At 63.9% G+C, this 22,996-nt stretch carries 19 protein-coding genes; 14 read left to right on the forward strand and 5 right to left on the reverse strand.

Translation table 11 applies throughout. From position 1 onward, the window contains the following. From FQ664_RS28190 to FQ664_RS06520, 8 genes are all read left to right on the forward strand, one after another. Window positions 1-77, forward strand: a 77-nt coding sequence (locus FQ664_RS28190; protein ID WP_370290170.1) for a hypothetical protein, incomplete at its 5' end; no start/stop codon positions are given. A gap of 202 nt (window positions 78-279) precedes the next feature. Then, the gene (locus tag FQ664_RS06490) at window positions 280-1,176 is read left to right on the forward strand and encodes a nitrilase family protein (RefSeq protein WP_144170954.1); all 897 of its coding nucleotides are present in this window, start codon (window positions 280-282) and stop codon (window positions 1,174-1,176) included. Window positions 1,177-1,186: 10 nt separating this feature from the next. Beyond that, complete coding sequence (locus FQ664_RS06495; RefSeq protein WP_144170956.1) at window positions 1,187-2,341, forward strand: hypothetical protein; 1,155 nt, start codon at window positions 1,187-1,189, stop codon at window positions 2,339-2,341. After that, complete coding sequence (locus tag FQ664_RS06500) at window positions 2,338-3,327, forward strand: asparaginase (protein WP_144170958.1); 990 nt, start codon at window positions 2,338-2,340, stop codon at window positions 3,325-3,327. The genes FQ664_RS06495 and FQ664_RS06500 overlap by 4 nt, the downstream gene beginning before the upstream one ends. A gap of 89 nt (window positions 3,328-3,416) precedes the next feature. Beyond that, window positions 3,417-3,968 (forward strand): UPF0149 family protein, encoded by a 552-nt coding sequence (locus FQ664_RS06505; RefSeq protein WP_144170960.1) that lies wholly within the window; start codon window positions 3,417-3,419, stop codon window positions 3,966-3,968. 414 nt (window positions 3,969-4,382) lie between these two features. Then, complete coding sequence (locus FQ664_RS06510; protein WP_144170962.1) at window positions 4,383-5,012, forward strand: glutathione S-transferase family protein; 630 nt, start codon at window positions 4,383-4,385, stop codon at window positions 5,010-5,012. 27 nt (window positions 5,013-5,039) lie between these two features. Further along, the gene (locus FQ664_RS06515; RefSeq protein WP_144170964.1) at window positions 5,040-7,076 is read left to right on the forward strand and encodes a pyridoxamine 5'-phosphate oxidase family protein; all 2,037 of its coding nucleotides are present in this window, start codon (window positions 5,040-5,042) and stop codon (window positions 7,074-7,076) included. A 112-nt stretch (window positions 7,077-7,188) separates the two neighbouring features. Next, window positions 7,189-8,085, forward strand: coding sequence for a LysR family transcriptional regulator (locus tag FQ664_RS06520; protein WP_144170966.1), 897 nt, complete (start codon window positions 7,189-7,191; stop codon window positions 8,083-8,085). Between the two features lie 415 nt (window positions 8,086-8,500). On the opposite strand, the gene FQ664_RS06530 is transcribed toward FQ664_RS06520, so the two are convergent. After that, window positions 8,501-9,751, reverse strand: coding sequence for a ribonucleotide-diphosphate reductase subunit beta (locus FQ664_RS06530; RefSeq protein WP_024087598.1), 1,251 nt, complete (start codon window positions 9,749-9,751; stop codon window positions 8,501-8,503). 262 nt (window positions 9,752-10,013) lie between these two features. Continuing rightward, complete coding sequence (locus tag FQ664_RS06535) at window positions 10,014-12,893, reverse strand: ribonucleoside-diphosphate reductase subunit alpha (RefSeq protein WP_144170968.1); 2,880 nt, start codon at window positions 12,891-12,893, stop codon at window positions 10,014-10,016. Window positions 12,894-13,722: 829 nt separating this feature from the next. Here FQ664_RS06535 and FQ664_RS06545 point away from each other — a divergent pair. After that, the gene (locus FQ664_RS06545) at window positions 13,723-14,421 is read left to right on the forward strand and encodes a response regulator (RefSeq protein WP_025340285.1); all 699 of its coding nucleotides are present in this window, start codon (window positions 13,723-13,725) and stop codon (window positions 14,419-14,421) included. Continuing rightward, entirely contained in the window at window positions 14,418-16,025 is a 1,608-nt protein-coding gene (locus FQ664_RS06550; protein WP_144170973.1) for an ATP-binding protein, read from the forward strand. The genes FQ664_RS06545 and FQ664_RS06550 overlap by 4 nt, the downstream gene beginning before the upstream one ends. 3 nt (window positions 16,026-16,028) lie before the next feature. On the opposite strand, the gene FQ664_RS06555 is transcribed toward FQ664_RS06550, so the two are convergent. Further along, on the reverse strand, window positions 16,029-16,730 hold the full coding sequence (locus tag FQ664_RS06555) for a 4'-phosphopantetheinyl transferase family protein (protein WP_144170975.1): 702 nt from the start codon (window positions 16,728-16,730) through the stop codon (window positions 16,029-16,031). A gap of 75 nt (window positions 16,731-16,805) precedes the next feature. After that, window positions 16,806-17,597 carry a dienelactone hydrolase family protein gene (locus tag FQ664_RS06560; protein WP_144170977.1) on the reverse strand — a complete coding sequence of 264 codons (792 nt, stop codon included), beginning with the start codon at window positions 17,595-17,597 and terminating at the stop codon, window positions 16,806-16,808. Window positions 17,598-17,726: 129 nt separating this feature from the next. Here FQ664_RS06560 and FQ664_RS06565 point away from each other — a divergent pair, with 129 nt between their 5' ends. The 4 genes from FQ664_RS06565 (at window position 17,727) to FQ664_RS06580 (ending at window position 22,233) form a co-directional block, all read left to right on the forward strand. After that, window positions 17,727-18,332 (forward strand): outer membrane beta-barrel protein, encoded by a 606-nt coding sequence (locus FQ664_RS06565; protein ID WP_144170979.1) that lies wholly within the window; start codon window positions 17,727-17,729, stop codon window positions 18,330-18,332. Between the two features lie 149 nt (window positions 18,333-18,481). Next, window positions 18,482-19,159, forward strand: coding sequence for a response regulator (locus FQ664_RS06570; RefSeq protein ID WP_144170981.1), 678 nt, complete (start codon window positions 18,482-18,484; stop codon window positions 19,157-19,159). Further along, complete coding sequence (locus FQ664_RS06575) at window positions 19,156-20,502, forward strand: ATP-binding protein (protein ID WP_144170983.1); 1,347 nt, start codon at window positions 19,156-19,158, stop codon at window positions 20,500-20,502. Before FQ664_RS06570 ends, FQ664_RS06575 begins: the two co-directional genes overlap by 4 nt. Window positions 20,503-20,910: 408 nt before the next feature. Continuing rightward, window positions 20,911-22,233, forward strand: a complete 1,323-nt coding sequence (locus tag FQ664_RS06580) for a dicarboxylate/amino acid:cation symporter (RefSeq protein ID WP_144170985.1) — start codon at window positions 20,911-20,913, stop codon at window positions 22,231-22,233. 66 nt (window positions 22,234-22,299) lie between these two features. Here the strand turns inward: FQ664_RS06580 and tsaA are convergent, their stop codons facing one another. After that, window positions 22,300-22,992 (reverse strand): tRNA (N6-threonylcarbamoyladenosine(37)-N6)-methyltransferase TrmO, encoded by a 693-nt coding sequence (gene tsaA, locus FQ664_RS06585; RefSeq protein WP_144170987.1) that lies wholly within the window; start codon window positions 22,990-22,992, stop codon window positions 22,300-22,302. Between the last annotated feature and the right edge of the window lie 4 nt (window positions 22,993-22,996).

The following is a 22,996-nucleotide window of genomic DNA, read 5'->3' on the forward strand; positions in this document are numbered from 1 at the left end:
TCGACTGCCCGGTCGATTACAGCGAGAACGACCGCATCCTCAACAGCGAGCTGCGTGAGCGCGCGCTGGCGGTGTAAAGCCTGACAGGTACGGCGCCACCTCAAGGCTGGCGCCGCTCCTACAAAGGATCACGTTGCCGGACAGCTCTGCGTGTAAGACCTTTCCTGTCACACCCATTCACTATTCCTACTAGCTTGCAGGAATACCCCGACTGTCACTCCCCAGCCCAACCCCGCTTTACTGGCGCCCTTCCAAAACAACCATAAGAAGGAAGCTGCCATGTCCGAACACTGTGCCCCCATCAGCCCCGTACGCATCGCCGTCATCCAGCACGACCCCCAGGTCGGGCTCGAACACTGCGACGGCAACCTGAGCAGAGGATTGGCATTGGCTCGGCGCGCGACGCGTGAAGGTGCCAACCTGATCGTGCTGCCCGAGCTGACCAACACCGGCTACACCTTTCACTCTCGTGCCGAGGCCTATGCCCATGCCGAGACGCTGGAGGAAGGCCGCAGCCTGAAAGCCTGGGCGGATTTCGCCAGGGAGTTCCAGATCTACCTGGCTGCCGGTTTTGCCGAGCGCGACGGGCTGAAGCTCTACGACAGTGCCGTCCTGTTCGGCCCCGAAGGCTTGCTCGGGCACTACCGCAAGGCCCACCTGTGGAACCAGGAAAAGCTCTGGTTCACCCCTGGCAACCTGGGCTTCCCCGTATTCGAGACGCCGATCGGCCGCATCGGCCTGCTGATCTGCTGGGATATCTGGTTCCCGGAAGTGCCGCGACTGATGGCCGCGCAAGGCGCCGACATCATTTGCAGCCTGAACAACTGGGTGTGGACACCACCGCCGCTGTTTGATGAGGCAGGGCGCTGCATGGCCTCTTACCTGACCATGACCGCCGCGCATGTGAACAACGTCTATATCGCCGCCGCCAACCGCATAGGCAACGAGCGGGGCGGGCGCTTCCTGGGCTGTTCGCTGATCGCCGGTACCAATGGCTGGCCCATTGGTGAGGTGGCCAGTGCAGAGGAGGAGGGCATTCTCTACGCCGATGTCGACCTCAGCAGTGCACGCTCGGCGCCGATCTGGAACAGCCTCAATGATCTGCCACGAGACCGGCGCATTGATCTCTACGATGCGACCCTTGGCTATCGCCTGCATGCTTCGATGCCGCGCTGAGGAGTCGCCCATGAAAACGCTATTCTTCCCGAGCCGGCAACGTGCGCCGGTGTTGATCCTCGCCTGCCTGCTGGTGCTGCTGGTTGCCAGCCTCGCCCACGGCCATTGGCCGGATTACGCGCAACTGGCGGCGACGCTTGATCAGCCGCTGAGCCGCCTGCGCTGGATAGTCGGGGATATCAGTGAGGTGGCTTTCTACAAGCATGAGTTGCCCGCCCTGGGCTTGCTGATGGGGGCTTGCCTGGCGCACTGGGCCCATGTGCGCGGGTATCGCTGGCAGGGCTTTGCCATCTGCTACGGCAGTGGATTATGGCCATGGGTGTTCACCAGTTCGCTGTTGAGCCTGCTGCTCAGCCACGCGTTTTGGGGATGGAGCTTGGCCAGTGGCAGCTGGCAACCGACCTTCGTCGCTTTCGTATCGTTGCCGGCGGCCATGGTGCTGCTGTTTGGCGCGGGCTGGCAGGTGGCGATCAGCGGTGCACTGCTGGGGGCACTGCTGGTAACGCCAGCCAGCCTGCTGATGGTCAACTACCTGTGCAACCCCCTGCAACTGCCGGTGGTGGTCGGCAACGTGAGTGGCATGGCGCTGGCAAGCCTTGTGGCGTTCATGCTGTGCCGGCGTTTTCCGTCATGGGTACGGCACAGCCACAAGCCTGCCGTACTCGACCCCGTTGCCACCCAACCCGACTACGGCATCGTCTGGACCTTGCGGCGTGTGTTGGCCGATTTCAGCGAAGCGCCATTCTTCGGTAATGAATTGGCCAGCCTCGGTCTACTACTGGGTGTGTTCCTGGCTTACATGCTGGCCCCCGCAGCGCCGGCCTACGGTTCGCTGCTGCTGATACCGATGGTCGCCGGGCAGGCGCTGGCGTCACTGGTCGGGGTCGTGTTCTGGCGTCGCCAATGGCAGGCGCGAGGGTGGTACCCCACCTATATTCCCATCGTCTCGATCGTCCCTGCTGCTGTGCTTACTCATGGTGGTAGCTGGCAAGTGGTTGTGGCCAGTGCAGTGCTGGGCGCGCTGGTGGCTCCACCGCTGGCGGTAGCTATTACTCAGCGCTTGCCGGCCTACATGCACGGTTATATCGGCAATGTACTGTCGATGGCCATCAGCACGCTGGGGATCGTGCCGCTGGTCGGGGTACTTGCGGGAGGTAGTGTATGAAAGAGCAGTCAAACCTGCCCAGGCTGTCGATCGCCAGCCTGGGTGGCACGGTGAGCATGCAGGTAAGTGCCTGCGGATGCGCGGTGAGGCCGTCGCTGGACTGCGACGAGCAACTGGCAAAAGTGCCACAACTGCGCGAGATGGCTCACCTTGACGTTGCCACTCTGGGCCTGCTCCCCAGTGCCTCGCTGGGCTTTGCGGCGCTGCTCCAGGTGCTGGCCTGGGCCCGGGGTGAGGTGGAGCGCGGAGCGCACGCGGTGATCGTGACCCAAGGTACCGACAGCCTCGAGGAAACGGCGTATTTCCTCGATCTGCTCTGGCCGTTCGATGCGCCATTGGTGATGACCGGTGCCATGCGCGCGGCCAGCCAGCCGGGCAACGACGGCCCGGCCAATCTGCTGGCTGCGGCGCAGGTTGCACTGGCGCCGAGCAGCCGTGGGCGCGGCGTTCTGGTGCTGATGAATGATCAGGTCCACTGTGCCGCGAGGGTTCGCAAGACGGCCAGTGTGGCGATGGCTGCATTCGAATCGCCCGGTTGCGGACCGCTGGGCGATGTTGTGGAAGGTGTCGTGACATATCGTCAACCGCCTGGCCCACGAGAGGTGCTGCCGTTACCGCATCGCACCGAGCATCAGGTTGCACTGCTGGAGGCGTGCCTGGATGCAGATACGGCGTTGCTGAAGGCTACAGCGACACTGGGCTACGAAGGACTGGTCGTCGCCGGCTTTGGTGCGGGCCACGTTTCCGCTAGCTGGTCCGAAGTACTGGGCCATCTAACGCCCATTCTGCCAGTGATTGTTGCCACCCGCACAGGCAGTGGTCCCACAGCCTCGGCATCCTACGGTTTTGCCGGTGGCGAGATCGATCTGCAGAGCAAGGGGGTACACATGGCGGGGCACTTGTGTCCGCGCAAGTGTCGTATCCTGTTGTGGCTGCTGATCGGTACTGGCAAGCAGCAGCAACTGCTTGGCTGGTTGTCACGTTAAGCAATCTGCCCGCGTAGCTGTAAGCGCGGGCAGCCCTTCGGGCGTTGCTGTGTTAGGGTGCACAGACTTTTGCTTCCCAGGATGTCCGCATGCTCCCCGCACTCAGCGAAAAAGAACTCGACCGCCTTGAAGACCTGTTGATCACCTACGGCAACGACTACTCGGTTCTGAACCTGGCCGAGCTCAATGGCTTTTTCACTGCCTTGGCCAGCTCGCCGATCACCGTCACCCCGGAGCATTGGCTGCCAGCAGTGGCTGGCGGCAAGGTGCCAAAGTTCAAGAAGCCGGCGCATGAAGAGGCCTATACGGCGTTGATGCTGCGCTATGCCAGCCAGGTGGCGGAGGCGATGGGGGACGACATCGACCGGTTCGAGCCGTTGTTCGAGGAAAGCGAAGGCGAGACAGGCACGGTGATCGTGATGGAGGAATGGTGCTTTGGCTACATGCGCGGCACTCAGGTCGCCGCTTGGCCCGCGCTGCCGCCGGAGCAGGACCAATTGCTCAAGGCCATCTCGCTGCATGGGCTGGAGGACAATTTCGAGCTGCTGGATCAGATGACCGAAGAGGATATCCAGGCCTGCGTGCCACAGGTAGTCGAGGCTGCACGTGGGTTGTTCCGGTATTTCAACAAGCTGCAATGATCTTGCACTTGCATTGATGCTACCGGCCCAATCGCCGGCAAGCCCGCTCTCATAGAACTGCACATAACTCGTTGAATTAGCAGGGCCCCTGTGGGAGCGGCTTTAGCCGCGAACACCGGNGGATTCTTCGCGGCTAAAGCCGCTCCCACAGGATGCACGGACCGCTTGCGAATTCAGTTCTCTATGCGACAGCCCAGCCCAAAGGGCTGGGCCAGCTCCCACAGGATGCCTGAGGCATCAAGGCTTGTGCAGTACCTGTGGGAGCTGGCTTGCCGGCGATTGGCCCGGACTGGCCCGGCGATTATTCCTCCCCGCGAAATTATGGTTTCCCCGCTACACGGATTCTGCTGCCAGCCGAACCGGTGCAGCATGTGCTCCATCAGCCCACCCCGGCGCTGACCAGGAGCCAAGCCCATGTCGAACCCGATCAAGCTTTACAACTTCCCCAAGTCCGGCCATGCCCACCGCATCGAGCTGATGCTCTCGCTGCTGAACCTGCCCACCGAGCTGGTGTTCGTCGACCTCGCCAAAGGCGCGCACAAGCAGCCGGACTTCCTCGCCCTCAACCCGTTCGGCCAGGTTCCGGTCATCGATGACAACGGCACGGTGATCGCCGATTCCAACGCTATCCTGGTGTACCTGGCCAAGAAGTATGACAACGGCACCTGGCTCCCCGAGGAGCCCGCCGCCGCCGCCCGCGTGCAACGCTGGCTGTCGGTCGCTGCCGGTCCGCTGGCCTTCGGCCCTGCCGCCGCGCGCCTGGTGACCGTATTCGGTGCCGCGTTCAACACCGACGAGGTCATTGCCCGCGCCCACACCCTGCTCAAGGTGATCGACGCCGAGCTGGGCAAAACGCCCTTCCTGGTCGGTAGCACACCCACCATCGCCGATATCGCCAACTACTCGTACATCGCCCACGCACCGGAGGGCAATGTGTCGCTGGAACCCTATGCCAACGTGCGCAGCTGGCTGGCGCGGATCGAGGCGCTGCCGGGCTTCGTGCCCATGCCGCGCACCGTGATCGGACTGCAGACCAGCGCCTGACATCCCGCCATCGCGAGGAACGCCGCCATGCAACAGCACCCGGACCACCGCCCCTCGCCCTGGCATGCGGGGGAGAAAACCCTGCAGGAGAAGGCCGGTGTCGCGGAGCGCATGGAGGCGTTCGGGCAGAAGGTCATTCGTGACTACATGCCCGACCAGCATCGTGTTTTCTATCATCAGTTGCCGTTCATGGTCGCCGCCAGCGTGGACGCCCGGGGGCGGCCCTGGGCAACGCTGTTGGAAGGGCCGGAAGGTTTCGTCAGCTCACCGGATCCGCGCCAGCTTACGATCAACACTCAACTGCCAGCGGACGATCCCGCCACCCCGGGGCTGGCAGGTGGGCAGGCGGTCGGCCTGCTGGGGATCGAACTGCACAGCCGTCGGCGCAACCGCCTCAACGGGCAGATCCGCCAGGCCGGCGATGGGCAACTGCAGGTGACAGTAGAGCAGTCGTTCGGCAACTGCCCGCAGTACATCCAGCTGCGTGACTACACCCGTGTCGCAGAACCCGCCCAAGGGCGTGTCGATGCGACAGCACTGGATGCCACGGCTGCCCGCATGATCCAGGCAGCCGACACCTTTTTTGTCGCCAGCTATGTCGAGCACAGCGACGGCCAGCGCTCGGTGGATGTCTCCCACCGTGGCGGGCGGCCCGGGTTCGTCAAGGTCGAAGGCAACCGACTGACTATTCCCGACTATGCTGGCAACCTGCACTTCAACACCTTGGGCAATTTGTTGGTGAACCCGCAAGCAGGGTTGCTGTTCATCGATTTCAGCAACGGCAACGTGCTGCAGCTTTACGGGCATGCCGAGGTGCTGCTGGACAGCCCGGCCATCCAGGCGTTCGAAGGCGCTGAGCGCTTGTGGACGCTGGAGGTCGAGCAGGTGGTCTGGCGCCCGGCTGCCGTTTCCCTGCGTTGGGCCTTCAAGGAGTACGCGCCGACCAGCCTGATGACCGGCACCTGGGCCGAGGCCGACGCACGCCTGCAGCAACGCCAGCGGCAGCGCCAATGGCAGGCCTGGCGTGTGCTGCGGGTGGAGCAGGAGAGCCGCGATATCCGCTCGTTCTACCTTGAACCACCTGCCGGCAGTGCGGCTGCCTTTGCGCCAGGGCAGCATGTTCCGGTGCAAGTCCAGCTCGACGGCGAGGTGGTGGTGATCCGTACCTACAGCCTGTCCAGCGCGCCTTCCGATGGCTACCTGCGCATCAGCGTCAAAGCCCAGGGCCTGGCTTCGCGGCACCTGCATGAGCACGTTGCGGCAGGCGATGTGCTGAACGTGCGCCCACCGATGGGCAGTTTCACGCTGGACCAGCAGAGTACACGGCCGCTGGTGCTGATCGGCGCGGGTGTGGGTATCACGCCGTTACTGGCCATGCTGCGCGAGCAGTTGAGCAAGGGGCGGGCACGGCGGATTCATTTGTTCCATGGTGCGCGTAGCCTGGCCGATCTGCCGTTCCGTGAGGAGCTGGCGAGCTTGCGGCAACGGGCCGGCGGCCTGCTGCACCTGCACCGCGCCCTGAGCCAGCCGGAAGCGCATGCACTGGCGGGGCGTGATTACGAGTTTGCCGGTCGGCTGGGTATCGAGCAGGTCAAGGCGACGCTGGCGCTGGACGACTACGATTTCTACCTGTGCGGCCCGGGCAGTTTTACCCAGGACCTGTATGAAGGGCTGCGCGGGGTGCATGTGCCGGATGCGCGGATTCATGCCGAAGCATTTGGCCCTTCGACGCTGCGGCGGCACACCGACGATGACCAACCCACACTGCAACAGCCGCCCGCTGCCAGCGAGCCGGTGCCAGTGTACTTTGCGGCTTCGGCCAAGGAGGCACGCTGGGCGCCCGGTAGCGGGACGCTGCTGGAGCTGGCCGAGGCGCGTGGGCTGGCGCCGGAGTTCAGTTGCCGGGGCGGGTCGTGCGGTACTTGCAAGACACGCTTGGTCAGTGGGCAGGTGCATTACCCGAATCCGCCAGCGGAAATGCCGGAAAGTGGGACTGCGCTAATCTGTTGTGCGATACCGGCGCGGGTGGAAGAGGGAGGGCAGGCGTTGGTACTGGATATCTGATATGCCTGTACCGACCTCATCGCCGGCAAGCCAGCGATGGGGCCAGGACAGGCAACACAAAACGCCCAGATGAAAGATAATCCCGGCACTTCATAGCCCCCCAGGAGTCCGCATGGACCAGATCCACCTGATGAAGGTGTTCGTCGCCGTAGGCGAACTGGAAAGCTTCGCCGCCGCTGCCCGCCGCCTGGACATTTCCCCGGCCGCAGTCACCCGTGCCGTCAGCGCCCTGGAAGAGCAGCTTGGGGTCAAGCTGCTGCTGCGCACCACCCGCAGCGTGCGCTTGACCGAAGCCGGTGGCCGCTACCTGGAAGACACCCGGCATATCCTCGCCAGCATCCACGAGGCCAACGAAGCGGCTGCCGGCATCAACGCCACACCCAAAGGCGACCTGGCCGTCACCGCGCCGATCCTGTTCGGCAAGAAGTACGTCATGTCGTGCATCGTCCGCTACCTGCAGCAGTACCCCGAGGTTGACGTTTCCGCCTACTTCCTCGACCGCATAGTGAACATGGTCGAGGAGGGCATGGACGTGGCCGTACGCATTGGCCCCTTGCCCGACTCCAGCCTGAAAGCGCTGCGGGTGGGCAGAGTGCGGCGCATGTTGTGTGCATCCCCCGACTACCTGGCGCGCCATGGCGTGCCGAAGCACCCGTCTGACCTGGCGGGGCATGCGGTGATCGGCACCACCAACCTGTCGCCGCGGGCCGGCTGGCGCTTCGGGGTGACCGATGAGCCGACCCTGGTGCGCATGAAGCCCCGCCTGACGGTGACCAGCAATGACGGAGCAATCGCCGCCGCCAGTGGCGGGCTGGGGATTGCGCGTCTGCTGTCGTACCAGGTAGCGGATGAACTGGCCAGCGGGCAGTTGCAGGTGATCCTGGCCGAGTACGAAGAGGCGCCGTGGCCGATTCATGTACTGCACCGGGAGAGCAAGTACGGCTCGGCCAAGGTCAGGGCCTTCATCGACATGCTGGCGCAGGATTTGCGGGCCCAGCAGCTGGATTGAAATCATGGACGGGACTGCTGTCCTGAGCTATCTTCAGTACTGGCCTCGCCCTCGACCACCTAGACTGGCATGTCCAGTCCCGGCACCTTGTGGTGCCGCACCCCCTTGTCGGCGTGGGCGAGGCCTCTCAATTCGTATTTGGCCGTCTAGCCCGGTCAAGCCTGTTCGACAACCGCCGTTCCGGAATCTCCCGAACTACGCGATCCACTGTGAGAGTGGCGTACCCGCAAAGAATGCGACGCGGTGCATGGCACCGGCTGCGCCGGTGTTCGCGGGTAAACCCGCTCCCACAGGTTCGGCACTAGTCCGGATACTGATCCACTTCCCACCAGTACATCTGTCTCGCCTGCGGCGTGTTTTCCGACCAACAAAAAAGGCTGCCAATTGGCAGCCTTTTTTATGCTCAGCCGGACGATCAGTCCCAGCTCAACGCACCACCAGTCTGATACTCGATCACACGGGTCTCGAAGAAGTTCTTCTCCTTCTTCAAGTCCATGATCTCGCTCATCCACGGGAACGGGTTGGTAGTCCCCGGGTACTCTTCCTTCAGACCAATCTGGGTCAGGCGACGGTTGGCGATGAACTTGAGGTAGTCCTCCATCATCGCCGCGTTCATGCCCAGTACGCCGCGTGGCATGGTGTCACGGGCGTATTCGATCTCCAGCTGGGTCCCTTGCAGGATCATCTGGGTCGCTTCTTCCTTCATCGCCGCGTCCCACAGGTGCGGGTTCTCGATCTTGATCTGGTTGATCACGTCGATACCGAAGTTCAGGTGCATCGACTCGTCACGCAGGATGTACTGGAACTGCTCGGCCACGCCGGTCATCTTGTTGCGGCGGCCCATGGACAGGATCTGGGTGAAGCCGCAGTAGAAGAAGATGCCTTCCAGTACGCAGTAGTAAGCGATCAGGTTGCGCAGCAGCTCTTTGTCGGTTTCGACGGTGCCGGTGTTGAATTCCGGGTCGGAGATGGCGCGGGTGTACTTCAGGCCCCAGGCGGCTTTCTTCGCGACCGACGGGATCTCGTGGTACATGTTGAAGATCTCGCCTTCATCCATGCCCAGCGACTCGATGCAGTACTGGTAGGCGTGGGTGTGGATCGCCTCTTCGAAGGCCTGGCGCAGGATGTACTGGCGGCACTCCGGGTTGGTGATCAGGCGGTACACGGCCAGGGCCAGGTTGTTGGCCACCAGCGAGTCGGCGGTGGAGAAGAAGCCGAGGTTGCGCATGACGATGCGACGCTCGTCTTCGGTCAGGCCGTCCATGCTCTTCCACAGGGCGATGTCGGCGGTCATGTTGACCTCTTGCGGCATCCAGTGGTTGGCGCAGCCGTCCAGGTACTTCTGCCAGGCCCAGTCGTACTTGAACGGTACCAGCTGGTTGAGGTCGGCACGGCAGTTGATCATGCGCTTTTCGTCAACACGCACGCGGGCGCCGGAGCCTTCCAGCTCGGCCAGGCCTTCAGCGATGTCGAGGTCGTTGAGGGCAGCCTTGGCACGCTTGACCGCGTCAGAGTCGTCAGCGGTGGCGGCACGGGCTTCCAGGGCGGCGGCACCACCGGCGCTGTCGAGCTTGTCGAGGGTGGCGGCGGCAGCGGCCTGCGCAGGGGTATTGCCTTTGGCGGCTACTTCGCCGTCTTCTTTATCGAATTCGTCCCAGCTCAGCATGGTGAGATTCTCCTGCTTGAGGGCCATCTACTCAGTATGGCCGGTGGATCTTGGTTGCGGCTTGGTCCCCAGGATGGGGTACGGTGGTGCACGCAAATCTGGATTGGCCCAAAAGGGCTGGCCGGGGCGGTGGGGCCGCGGCTTATTGTGTCTGGCTGTGGAGAGGCGATGGGGTAGCCGGCCTCTTCGCGGGTAAACCCGCTCCCACAGGCGGAGAATCCCGCGCGGGGCACCCATGGGCACCCCGCGCGACATCTAGGCCTTACTGGCAGGCTTCGCAGTCAGGCTCGTCGATCGCGCAGGCCTTCGGCACTGGCGCTGGGCCCGCTGCCTGGACCGGGGCGCTGTCGCCACCGCTGGAAACGGCGTTGAGCTTGCCGGTGTTGATGGTCGACTTCTCGGTGCTGGTCGCGGCCAGGGCACGGAGGTAGTAGGTGGTCTTCAGACCACGGTACCAGGCCATGCGGTAGGTCACGTCCAGCTTCTTGCCCGAGGCGCCGGCGATGTACAGGTTCAGCGACTGGGCCTGGTCGATCCACTTCTGGCGACGCGAGGCGGCATCGACGATCCACTTGGTCTCGACTTCGAACGCGGTGGCGTACAGGTCCTTCAGCTCTTGCGGGATGCGCTCGATCTGCTGCACCGAACCGTCGTAGTACTTCAGGTCGTTGATCATCACCGAGTCCCACAGGTCACGGGCCTTCAGGTCGCGGACCAGGTACGGGTTGATCACGGTGAACTCGCCCGACAGGTTCGATTTCACGTACAGGTTCTGGTAGGTCGGCTCGATGGACTGCGACACGCCGGTGATGTTGGCGATGGTCGCGGTCGGCGCGATGGCCATGATGTTCGAGTTACGAATACCTTTCTTGACGCGCTCGCGCACCGGGGCCCAGTCCAGGGACTCTTCCAGGTTGACGTCGATGTACTTGGCACCACGGGCCTCGATCAGGATCTGTTGCGAATCCAGCGGCAGGATGCCCTTGGACCACAGCGAACCCTGGAAGGTCTCGTACGCACCGCGCTCGTCGGCCAGGTCGCAGGACGCCTGGATGGCGTAGAAGCTGACCGCTTCCATCGACTTGTCGGCGAACTCGACGGCGGCATCGGAACCGTACGGAATGTGCTGCAGGTACAGCGCATCCTGGAAGCCCATGATCCCCAGGCCGACCGGGCGGTGCTTGACGTTCGAGTTACGCGCTTGCGGCACCGAGTAGTAGTTGATGTCGATCACGTTGTCGAGCATGCGCACGGCGGTGTTCACGGTGCGTTGCAGCTTGGCGGTGTCCAGCTTGCCATCGACGATGTGGTTCGGCAGGTTGATCGAGCCCAGGTTGCAGACCGCGATCTCGTCCTTGTTGGTGTTCAGGGTGATCTCGGTGCACAGGTTCGAGCTGTGCACCACGCCCACGTGCTGCTGCGGCGAACGCAGGTTGCACGGGTCCTTGAAGGTCAGCCACGGGTGGCCGGTCTCGAACAGCATCGACAGCATCTTGCGCCACAGGTCTTTGGCCTGGATGGTCTTGAACACCTTGATCTTGTTGTATTCGGTCAGGGCTTCGTAGTACTCGTAGCGTTCTTCGAAGGCCTTGCCGGTCAGGTCGTGCAGGTCTGGCACTTCCGAAGGCGAGAACAGGGTCCACTTGCCGTCATCGAAGACACGCTTCATGAACAGGTCAGGGATCCAGTTGGCGGTGTTCATGTCGTGGGTACGACGACGGTCATCACCGGTGTTCTTGCGCAGCTCGATGAATTCCTCGATGTCCAGGTGCCAGGTTTCCAGGTAGGCACACACGGCGCCCTTGCGCTTGCCACCCTGGTTGACGGCAACGGCGGTGTCGTTGACCACTTTCAGGAACGGAACCACGCCCTGCGACTTGCCATTGGTGCCCTTGATGTAGGAGCCCAGTGCACGCACAGGGGTCCAGTCGTTGCCCAGGCCACCGGCGAATTTCGACAGCATGGCGTTGTCGTGGATCGCGTGATAGATGCCCGACAGGTCGTCCGGCACGGTGGTCAGGTAGCAGCTGGACAGCTGCGGGCGCAGGGTGCCGGCGTTGAACAGGGTCGGGGTCGAGGCCATGTAGTCGAACGACGACAACAGGTTGTAGAACTCGATCGCACGGGCTTCCTTGTCTTTCTCTTCCAGCGCCAGGCCCATGGCCACACGCATGAAGAATACCTGTGGCAGCTCGAAGCGCACGCCATCCTTGTGGATGAAGTAGCGGTCGTACAGGGTCTGCAGGCCCAGGTAGGTGAATTGCTGGTCACGCTCGTGGTCGATGGCCTTGCCCAGGCGGTCGAGGTCGTAGCCTTTCAGGGCCGGGTCCAGCAGCTCGAACTCGACGCCTTTCTCGACGTAGGCCGGCAGGGCCTTGGCGTACAGGTCGGCCATCTCGTGGTGGGTGGCGCTGTCGGCGACGTTCAGGAAGCCCAGGCCTTCGGCACGCAGGGTGTCCATCAGCAGGCGGGCGGTAACGAACGAGTAGTTCGGCTCGCGTTCTACCAGGGTTCGGGCGGTCATCACCAGGGCGGTGTTGACGTCCTTGATGGCCACGCCGTCGTACAGGTTCTTCAGAGTGTCGCGCTGGATCAGGTCGCCATCGACTTCGGCCAGGCCTTCGCAGGCTTCGCTGATGATGGTGTTCAGGCGGGCCATGTCGAGCGGGGCCAGACTGCCGTCGGCCAGGGTGATGCGGATGCTCGGGTGCGGCTCGACCACGGCATCGGTGTTGGCGCGGGTGGCACGTTCCTTGGCGCGTTGGTCGCGGTAGATCACGTAGTCACGGGCGACTTTCTGTTCGCCAGCGCGCATCAGGGCCAGTTCGACCTGGTCCTGGATTTCTTCGATGTGGATGGTGCCACCCGATGGCATGCGACGCTTGAACGTGGCGGTGACCTGCTCGGTCAGGCGCGCGACGGTGTCGTGGATGCGCGACGAAGCGGCGGCGGTGCCGCCTTCAACTGCGAGGAACGCCTTGGTGATGGCCACGGTGATCTTGTCGTCGGTGTAGGGGACGACAGTGCCGTTACGCTTGATCACACGCAGTTGGCCGGGAGCGGTGGCGGCCAGATCCTGATTGGAATCGGCGGCCTGCGGCACCTTGGCCTGCGGGTTCTCGCGAGTTGTGTCGGTTTGCATGGGTGGGTGTCTCCACAGTTTCTATATTGTTCAGGCGCCTTTTGGGCGCCCACCGTTCCGTCCACTTGCTCGATGGCCTGGCGGGGATGGGCAATGCATGCGCATCCGCCCGCGCGGGCGTACCGACTTCGGGACAGACTCAGGAATAAGGGGCAATGGCTTGCCGCTCCCTGGCCGAAGTCAAAGATTCTGGGCGGGGCCCAAAAACTGTTGCTGATGGATGCCAGGTCTGGCCTGCCACACCCATACCCGAACAAGGCCCTGGAAGGGCTTGCCTCGGTCGCCTCCGCAGGAGCGGTTTGGCTGCTGAAATCACTTGAAGTTCACCCGAAAAAATCGCTTGATTTTGCGGGTTGACTTTTGTGTGTGATTTTGCACGAAACCCTATATCTAGTGGTTCGCTGCGATCGGGATACAAGATAATGCGGTATTGGGGGCTTTGCAAGGCGAGCGCCTGTGGATAACTTGTGCGTACTTTGTGAGTGAATGGTGGGTATTCGCTGTAGGCCTTGTGCCAAGTGGTTTGCAGTATTTTTCTGCGTCCTGCCGCCACGGGGCAGAATTTTTCGGGCGCGAACCCTATCACAAAAAACGGTTCAGTCGAGGGCGCTGCGGCAGGTTGGCAGTACCGGATGGTAGCCGTAGTATCCGCAGGGGATGTTGCTTTTTGGTTAAAGGGTTATGTTGCCTGTGCCGGCCCTTTCGCGGGTGAACCCGCTCCCACAGATACTGCACAGGGTTCGAAAGCGGCGCGGTCCCTGTGGGAGCGGGTTTAGCCGCGAAAGGGCCAGTACAGGCCACAGAAAAACAACAGGCAAAGGCACAAGCCATGGACCACCCCGCACCCCGCATCCTCATCGTCGAAGACGACCAGCGCCTGGCCGAGCTCACCGCCGAGTACCTGCAGGCCAACGGCTACGAAGTCAGTGTCGAGGGCGATGGCGCCCGCGCTGCGCGGCGCATCGTCGACAGCCAGCCCGACCTGGTCATTCTCGACCTGATGCTGCCCGGCGAGGACGGCCTGAGCATCTGCCGCCGGGTGCGCAGCCAGTACCCCGGCCCGATCCTCATGCTGACCGCCCGCAGCGATGAACTCGACCAGGTCCAGGGCCTGGACCTGGGGGCCGACGACTACGTCTGCAAACCCGTACGTCCACGCCTGCTGCTGGCGCGCATTCAGGCCCTGCTGCGCCGCAGCGAAGCACCGGACAGTAAGCGCCAGGACCTGGCCTTCGGTGCGCTGCGCATCGACAACCGCTTGCGCGAGGCGCGTCTGGGTGAGCAACTGATCGAGCTGACCGGCGCCGAATTCGACCTGCTCTGGCTACTGGCCAGCAACGCCGGCCGGGTGCTGACGCGCGAGCAGATTTTCACTGCGCTACGTGGCGTCGGCTACGACGGCCAGGACCGCTCCATCGATATACGCATCTCCAAGATCCGCCCCAAGATCGGCGACGACCCGCTCCAGCCAAGGCTGATCAAGACGCTGCGCAGCAAGGGCTACCTGTTCGTCGGCGAGGCCCCATGAACAACTCTATCTTCCTGCGCATCTATGGCGGCATGTTGGCCGTGCTGGTGCTGGTGGCCCTGCTCGGGGGGCTCAGTCTGCATCTGGTCAACGAGGTGCGTGCCGCCCAGCACCGCGAGGGCCTGGCCCAGGGTACTTTCAGCCTGATGGCCGACAACCTTGCGCTGCAGAACGATACCGAGCGCAAGCGCTCGCTGCTGATCTGGGAGCGCCTGCTCGGCGTGCCGTTGGCGCTGCAGCCAATGACCGCGCACACCCTCGATGGTGGCCAGCGGGCGCGCCTGTACCGCGGCCTGGTGGTGGTCGAGAAGACCGGCCCGCATGCGGCCCAGGTGCTGCGCAAGGTCGGCCAGGAAGACCTGATGCTGGTAGCGCAGATCAAGCAGATCAGCGAGCAACTGGCACGGGCGACCCTCTACCTGTTGGCCGACGAACTGGTGCGCTACCCGGTAACCGAACAGCAGCAGCGCCTGGCCCAGATCACGAAAGAAAAGGGCTTCGGCTTTGGCGTGGCCCTGCAGCGCATCGAGCGGGTGAGCCTGGACGATGACCAGCGGCGCCGGGTCGAGGAGGGCGACACGGTCATGGCCCTGGGCAAGGATGGAGACTCGATCCGCGTGTTCGCCGGGCTGGCTGGCTCGCCCTGGGTGCTGGAAATCGGCCCGCTGTACCAGCTCAACCCGCATCCGCCACAGTTGCTGATCCTGATCGCCTTTCTCGGCCTGTGCCTGATCGGCCTGGTGGTCTACCTGCTGGTGCGCCAGCTGGAGCGGCGCGTGTCGGGCCTGGAGATCGCCGCCACGCGCATCGCCCAGGGCAGCCTGGACACCCGCGTGCCAACCGACGACGCCGACTCGGTAGGGCGCCTGGCGGAAGCCTTCAACGGCATGGCCGAGCACCTGCAGCGCTCGCTGACCATGCAGCGCGAGCTGGTGCGGGCGGTTTCCCACGAGCTGCGCACGCCAGTGGCACGCCTGCGCTTTGGCCTGGAGATGATCGAAAGTGCCCCCACCGAGCAGGCCCGGGCCAAGCACCTGGCGGGCATGGACGGCGATATCCAGGACCTCGACAAGTTGGTCGACGAGATGCTCACCTACGCCCGCCTGGAGCAGGGCGCACCGGCGCTGAAGTTCGAGCGGGTCGACCTGGATGCCTTGCTCGACCGGGTGATCGAAGAGCTGGCGCCGCTGCGTGCCGAGGTCCGGGTGGTGCGCGGTGAATGCCAGGGCGCCGGTGCCGAAGGCGCCTGGGTCGAGGCCGAGCCGCGTTACCTGCACCGGGCCCTGCAGAACCTGGTGGGCAACGCCATGCGCCATGCCGAGGCTGAGGTGCGCCTGAGCTACCAGTTGGGGCAGCAACGCTGCCGCATCGATGTGGAGGATGATGGCCCGGGGATCCCCGAGGGCGTCTGGGACCGTATCTTCACACCGTTCACCCGCCTCGACGACAGCCGTACCCGCGCCTCGGGCGGGCATGGCCTGGGCCTGTCGATCGTGCGGCGGATCATCTACTGGCACGCGGGCCGGGCCACGGTGGGGCGCAGCGCCGCGCTGGGCGGTGCCTGCTTCAGCCTGAACTGGCCACGGCAGCAGGCACCGTTGTGACGGTCAGACGCTGACCAGACTGAGCAGGTGGCCGTCCTGCAGGCAGAACTGGCCCTGCAGTTCGGCGCCATGCTGCCACTGCGGCGACAGGTCGGTGAGCAGGCGCAGGCGGGCCAGGCCTTCGGCGGACCAGTCCAGCACTTCGGCGTGTTCGAAGTAGAAGCGCTGGCGGGTCAGCGGGTAAAGGGTCTTGAACAGGCTTTCCTTCAGTGAGAAGGTCAGGGTGACTGCAAGGCCGAGCTGGCGGCGGTCCAGGCGCTCGAGTTCGGGGGGGGTGAGAATTTCGCCCATCAGCCGTTCGGCACGTTGGTCATCCAGCAGCGCCTCCTGATCCAGGCCCAGGCCCTGGCAACTGCCCTCGGCGGCGACCACGGCAGCGGCCCAGCCTTTGCCGTGGGTGATCGAGCCGTGGATACCCGCGGGCCAGATGGGCGAGCGGTCTTCGTGGGTGCCGGGCACGTAGTCACGGCCGTCCAGGCGCAGCAGCGCGGCGCGGGCGCATACCCGGCCGGCCAGATACTCGGCCTGGCGCTTGGCCACCGAGCGCTGCAGGCTGGCGCCTGGCTTGACGCCAGCGCGCTGGAAGTCGTCGGGTGCCAGGCGGGCGGGGTCGAAGGCGCAACTGACCAGTACCGCGCCAGGCAGTGGGCGGGGCAGGGGCCAGTGGTGCCGGAGCGGGGCGCAGCAGGCGGGGAGTGTGTTCATGGGGGCTATTGTGCCAGCCACGGCGGTGGTGTGGGAGGTCGGATCGCAGGGGGCTGCAAAGCAGCCCCGGCGTTCTTACTTGAATACCTTCTTGAAGAACGCCTGCATATCCGCCCAGGAGCTTTCATCTGCCGCCTTGTTGTAGCCGATATCCGGCCCGCCGTGCTCGCCATGGCTCAGGCGGTCTGCATCCGGGTTGCTAAACCCATGCTTGGCCCCTTCGATACTGACAAACTCATAGTTGACCTTGGCCGCATCCATCTCGGCCTTGAACGCCTCCACCTGCTGCGGGGTAACCATGCTGTCCGCTGTGCCGTGCTCGACCAGAATATCCGCGCGCACCACGCCGGGCCTGGCCGGGGTCTGGGTGGCCAGCGCGCCATGGAAGCTCACCACACCGTCCAGTTTTTCACCCCGGCGTGCGGCATCCAGCACTACCTTGCCGCCGAAGCAGTAGCCGACAGCGCCCAGCTGATGCTTGTTGGTGTTCGGCTGCAGTTTCAGCAGTTCGAGGCCAGCATCGAAGCGCCGTGCAGCCGCTTTGGGGTCCTTCATCGCCTCTGCCATGAACGTCTGGGCATCGGCAGGGTGTTCGGTGTGCTTGCCGTCGCCATACATGTCGATGGCCAGGGCGTTGTAGCCCAGCGCCGCAAGCTCGCGGGCGCGGCGCTTGGCGTAGTCGTTCAGCCCCCACCACTCATGCACCACGACAATACCGGGGCGCTTGCCTTCGATGGCGTCGTCATAGGCGTAGTAGCCGACCAGGCGCTTGCCATCGGCGTCCTGGTAGGGAATTTCTCGGGTTTGTACCGCCGCTTGGGCGAGGGCGGCGCTGCATATCAGGGTCAAGGCCAGCAGGGCGCGCATGGTCACTACTCCTTGTTCTGCAAACGGTTCGTTCAGCCGGGGTTCAGCCAGAGTTCAGTCGCGGTTCAGGGTGCTCTGCTTACTCTAGCTTCCAGACCGAAACAGCGCACCCAACAGGAGTATCCAGCCATGAAAACCTTCAACACCCTGCTTGCTGCCATGGCCGTCTGCGCCGCCGGCATCACCACTGCCCAGGCCGCTGACGACAACTTCGCCAGCCTGACCTACGGCCAGACCAGCGACAAGGTTCGCAAGTCCGGCCTGCTGCAGCGCAACACCGACCACCTGAACGCCGACGGCATCATCGGCAAGGACGACACCTGGGGCCTGCGCGTGGGCAAGATCAATGACCAGGGCCGCTACTACATGACTTACGACAATGTCTCGGGCGACCACAGCGGCCTGAAGTTGCGCCAGGAAAACCTGCTGGGCAGTTACGACCTGTTCCTGCCGGTGGGTGATACCACCAAGCTGTTTGGCGGCGGCAGCCTGGGCGTGACCAAGCTGACCCAGGACTCGCCGGGTGCCAGCCGGGATACCGACTACGGTTACGCGTATGGCCTGCAGGCCGGCGTGATCCAGGACATCACCGACAAGGCTTCGGTGGAACTGGGCTACCGTTACCTGCGCAGCAATGCCGCCACCGAAGTGGGTGCGCACGGCGGGCCGAAGGATGGCACCTTGCGCCTGACCAGCAGTGCCCAGACCTACCTGGCTGCAAGCTACAAGTTCTGACGGGCGAGCCGGGTTATCCTGTACCGGCCCTTTCGCGGGGAAACCCGCTCCCACAGGTACTGCACAGGTTCAAAGAACTGTGCGATCCCTGTGGGAGCGGGTTTCCCCGCGAAAGGGCCGGTACAGGCAATACAGACAAGGAGCTGCACATGAAACTGCTGGTGGTCGAGGACGAAGCCCTGCTTCGCCATCACCTCTACACCCGCCTGGGCGAAAGCGGCCATGTGGTCGAGGCCGTCGCCGATGCCGAGGAGGCGCTGTACCAGGCCGGGCAGTACCACTTCGACCTGGCCATCATTGACCTGGGCCTGCCCGGCATCAGCGGCCTGGAACTGATCACGCGCCTGCGCAGCCAGGACAAGACCTTCCCCATTCTCATCCTGACCGCCCGCGGCAACTGGCAGGACAAGGTCGAGGGCCTGGCCGCCGGTGGCGACGACTACCTGGTCAAGCCGTTCCAGTTCGAAGAACTCGAGGCACGCCTGAATGCCCTGTTGCGCCGCTCCAGCGGCTTCACCCAGTCGACCATAGCCGCCGGCCCGCTGGTGCTCGATCTCAACCGCAAGCAGGCGACGCTGGATGAGCAGCCCCTGGCCCTGACCGCCTACGAATACCGCATCCTCGAATACCTCATGCGCCACCACCAGCAGGTGGTGGCCAAGGACCGCCTGATGGAGCAACTGTACCCGGGTGATGAGGAGCGCGACCCCAATGTCATCGAAGTGCTGGTCGGCCGCCTGCGGCGCAAGCTCGAGGGCGAGCGCGGCTTCAAACCCATCGACACCGTGCGCGGCCTGGGCTACCTGTTCACCGAGCGCTGCCGATGATCCGCTCGCTGCGGGTGCGCCTGATGCTGGCTGCTGCAGTGCTGGCGCTGCTGTTCATGCTGGCGCTGCTGCCGGCCTTGCAGAAAGCCTTCAGCCTGGCCTTGCAGGAGTCGATTGAACAACGCCTGGCCTCGGACGTTACCACGCTGATTTCCGCTGCGCGCATCGAGCACGGCCAGTTGCAGATGCCGACGCTGCTGCCGGACGAGCGCTACAACCTGCCGTACACCGGCCTGCTCGGCTATATCTTCGACCGCGACGGCAAGCTGGTCTGGCAGTCGCGGGCCACCGCCGCGCAGAACATCAACTACCGCCCGCGGTACGACGGCCGCGGCAACGAATTCGCCCGCATTCAGCAGGCCGATGGCGAAGAGTTCTTCGTCTATGACGTCGAGATCAAGCTGCTGGGTGGCCAGAGCGCCGCCTACAGCATCGTTGCCCTGCAACCGGTGCGCGAATACCAGCGCACCCTCGACGGCCTGCGCGAAAAGCTCTACTTCGGCTTTGGCGCGGCCCTGCTGGTGTTGCTGGTGCTACTGTGGGCCGGCCTGACCTGGGGCCTGCGTTCGTTGCGTCGGCTGAGCCGTGAGCTGGACGATGTGGAGTCGGGGGTGCGCAATGGCCTGAGCCGCGAACATCCGCGTGAGCTGCTGCGCCTGACCGGCTCGCTGAACCGTCTGTTGCGCAGCGAGCGCGAGCAGCGCCAGCGCTACCGCGATTCGCTCGATGACCTGGCGCACAGCCTGAAGACGCCGCTGGCGGTGTTGCAGGGAGTGGGCGAAAGCCTGCAGCAGCGTAGCGGCGAGCGCGACCAGGCGCGCGTGCTGCAGAGCCAGATCGAGCGCATGAGCCAGCAGATCGACTACCAGTTGCAACGCGCCAGCCTGCGCAAGAGCGGCCTGGTACGCCACAGTGTGTTGCTGCGACCGTTGCTCGACAGCCTGTGCAGCACTTTGGCCAAGGTGTACCGGGACAAGCGGGTGAACGTGACCCTGCAGCTGGCCGATTCGGCGCAGGTGCCAATGGAGCAGGGGGCGTTGCTGGAGCTGCTGGGCAACCTGCTGGAGAACGCCTACCGCCTGAGCCTGGGCCAGGTGCGTGTGAGCCTGGAGCAGGCGCCTGGGCAGCTGACCTTGTGCGTCGAGGACGATGGGCCTGGGGTGCCGGCCGACCAGCGTGAGCGCATTCTTGAGCGGGGTGAACGGCTGGACAGCCAGCACCCGGGGCAGGGGATCGGCTTGGCGGTGGTCAAGGATATTGTCGACAGCTATGACGCCGAACTGAGCCTGGGGGATTCGCCGCTGGGCGGTGCGGCGTTCAGGATCACCTTCAGCCTGGAGTGATTTGTCGCCTGTGCCGGCCCTTTCGCGGGTAAACCCGCTCCCACCGGGACTGCACAGGTCCTGAGTACTGGGGGCCTTGTGGGAGCGGGTTTACCCGCGAAGAGGCCGGCACAGGCAACCCAGGGTGGGCGGATTCCCGCCAATGCTCCTGTACAAATCCCGCCACCGGGCGGAAATCCGCCAGCCTTCCTCAGGCAAAGCGCCCTGTCGTTGGGCGTTTATCCCAGGCAAATACGGCCCTTGCACCCTTCATGGGCATTTTGGCACCACCCTTGCTATTGATCCTCGCAGAGGCCTGCCCAGGCAGCTCGAACACAACGACAAATCCCTCCAGTGCAGGAGGGTTAGCGATTCAGGTGCCCCATCGCCCTGGGAAGGGTGAACCGGCACACTTGAGGAAATTTAGCCATGACGACACGTCAGCCGCTGTACAAATCCCTGTATGTCCAGGTGTTGGTCGCCATCACCATCGGTATCCTGCTCGGCCACTACTACCCGGAGACGGGCGTCGCCCTCAAACCTTTGGGAGACGGCTTCGTCAAACTGATCAAGATGGTCATCGCCCCGATCATCTTCTGCACCGTGGTCAGCGGCATCGCCGGCATGCAGAGCATGAAGTCGGTCGGCAAGACCGGTGGCTACGCGCTGCTGTACTTTGAAATCGTCTCCACCATCGCCCTGATCATCGGCCTCGTCGTCGTCAACGTGGTCAAGCCGGGCGCTGGCATGCACATCGACGTCAGCACCCTGAACGCCAGCAGTGTGGCTTCCTACGCCGCCGCCGGCGCGCAGCAGACCACTGTCGGCTTCCTGCTCAACGTCATCCCCAACACCGTGGTCGGCGCCTTCGCCAACGGCGACATCCTGCAAGTGTTGATGTTCTCCGTGCTGTTCGGCTTCGCCCTGCACCGCCTGGGCAGCTACGGCAAGCCGGTGCTGGAAATGATCGACCGCTTCGCCCACGTCATGTTCAACATCATCAACATGATCATGAAGCTCGCCCCGGTCGGTGCCTTCGGTGCCATGGCCTTCACCATCGGCCAGTACGGCGTTGGCTCGCTGGTACAACTGGGCTACCTGATGGCCTGCTTCTACATCACCTGCCTGCTGTTCGTGCTGGTGGTGCTGGGTGGTATCTGCCGCGCCCACGGTTTCAGTGTCCTCAAGCTGATCCGCTACATCCGTGAAGAACTGCTGATCGTGCTGGGTACTTCCTCCTCGGAATCGGCCCTGCCACGCATGCTGGCCAAGATGGAGCGCCTGGGGGCGAAGAAGTCGGTGGTTGGCCTGGTCATCCCGACCGGTTACTCGTTCAACCTCGACGGTACCTCGATCTACCTGACCATGGCTGCGGTGTTCATCGCCCAGGCCACCGACACGACCATGGACATCACTCATCAGATCACCCTGCTGCTGGTGCTGCTGGTGGCTTCCAAAGGTGCTGCCGGCGTTACCGGCTCGGGCTTCATCGTCCTGGCTGCCACCCTGTCGGCCGTAGGCCACCTGCCGGTTGCCGGCCTGGCGCTGATCCTCGGCATCGACCGCTTCATGTCCGAAGCCCGCGCCCTGACCAACCTGGTGGGCAACGCAGTTGCCACCGTGGTGGTGGCCAAGTGGGTCAATGAAATGGACAACGACAAGCTGGCATCGGAGCTGGCCTCCGGTGGTGCGCCGCTGCTCGATACCCGCCCGACCGACGACCTTGGCGTGGCTGAAGGCCCGGCTCGCTGAGCCTGCTGCGGTAAAACGAAAAAGGCGACTCAAGGGTCGCCTTTTTTGTCGGTGATTTTTGTGTTTTCAGGCTTGCACCACCTCCAGCACCCGGATCACCTCCGGCTGCGGGTAATGCCAGCGCACCTGCACATCCCAGAACTTCACCCCATACACCCGCTCTGCCGGTGGCACCTGGTAGGCCGGCCGTGGGTCCTGCGCCAGGCATTGCTCGATCAGTTCCACCAACGGTTCAGCCAGGCGCAGTGCATGTTCGCGGGCCTGGGGCAGGGCGTTGTCGCCCCACTGCACGGCGATCGCAGCAGGCGCTTCGCTGGCCATCTGGTTGCTGGCGCCAGCGATGCTATCGGCGTATGGCACATACGGCTTGATGTCCAGCACTGGCGTGCCATCGAGCAGGTCGATCCCGGACAGCAGCAGGCGCCCTGGCTCCACGCCTTCCAGACGCACCACCGACTGGCCGATGCCATTGGGCCGGTGAGTGGCGCGGGTGGCGAACACGCCCATGCTCTTGTTGCCGCCCAGGCGCGGTGGCCGCACCTTCAGGCGCGGTTTGTCTTCCAGCGCCTGGTGGAACAGGAACAGCAGCCAGACATGGCTGACCTGCTCCAGGCCCTCGACCGCATCACCCTGGTCGAACGGTGGCAGCAGTTCGAGCACACCGCGCGCGGCGGGGGCCAGTTGCGGCTGGCGCGGGATGGCGAACTTCTCCTTGAAACAGGAGTGGATGATGCCGACCGGAGTAACCGTATGCTGCATGGCC

It is taken from the genome of Pseudomonas persica (genome assembly GCF_900291015.1).
Classification (GTDB): domain Bacteria; phylum Pseudomonadota; class Gammaproteobacteria; order Pseudomonadales; family Pseudomonadaceae; genus Aquipseudomonas.